The organism is Pseudomonas sp. P7759 (assembly GCF_013386445.1).
In the GTDB taxonomy this organism is placed as follows: domain Bacteria; phylum Pseudomonadota; class Gammaproteobacteria; order Pseudomonadales; family Pseudomonadaceae; genus Aquipseudomonas; species Aquipseudomonas azotoformans_A.
On record NZ_JACART010000156.1, the window covers coordinates 1 to 306 of the forward strand.

1 pseudogene is annotated in these 306 nt (G+C 63.4%); it reads left to right on the top strand.

The features are described 5' to 3' along the window. Window positions 1–306 (top strand): annotated as a pseudogene (locus tag HX823_RS31785) (HAMP domain-containing histidine kinase); the annotation flags it as partial.

Genomic DNA, 306 nt, shown 5'->3' on the forward strand with positions numbered 1-306 from the left:
CTGCAAACCCCGATCACCCGCATGAAACTGCGCGCCGAATTCATGGAGGACTGCGCCGAACGCGACAAACTCTGGAGCGACCTGGGCGAGATGGAACACCTGGTACGCGAAGGCGTGGCCTACGCGCGCAGCGTCCACGGCGCCACCGAAGCCAGCCACCGCATCAACCTCGACGCCTTCCTCGACAGCCTGGTATTTGATTACCAGGACATGCACAAACAGGTGAGCCTCAGCGGCAAAAGCGCCGTGGTCCTCGACACCCGCCCCCACGCCCTGCGCCGGGTATTGGTGAACCTGGTGGACAAC